The following is a 363-nucleotide window of genomic DNA, read 5'->3' on the forward strand; positions in this document are numbered from 1 at the left end:
CTACTCAACTGGCCGCCACACCAACAGTTTCACGCAATGTAACGGCTAATACAGTTACCACTAAATACGTAAGCCAAGTAAATGCAGAGGGTTGTGAGAGTGGTAGAGTTGCAGTAACCATCACTATTGATGATACTCAAGCTCCTGTAATTGATAATTTAGCAGATTTGATGATTAGTTGTGAAGCACCGAATATAGACACTCAGGTAAGTAATTGGTTATCAAGTGTTAATGTGACTGATGCTTGTGGAGTGGTGGCTACTATCACAAATAATTACTCTGCAGTTAAGCCTATGGATTTGTGTAATGTAACAGGTAATACGATAACGGTAACCATCACAGCAACAGATACTTTTGGTAATA

The 363-nt window shown here is 39.1% G+C and carries 1 protein-coding gene; it reads left to right on the top strand.

Annotated elements, in window-relative coordinates:
• Positions 1-363 (top strand): hypothetical protein (locus CCAND38_RS11865; RefSeq protein WP_042343743.1); only part of this gene is annotated, 363 nt, incomplete at both ends.

It is taken from the genome of Capnocytophaga canis (genome assembly GCF_000827555.1).
GTDB lineage: Bacteria > Bacteroidota > Bacteroidia > Flavobacteriales > Flavobacteriaceae > Capnocytophaga > Capnocytophaga canis.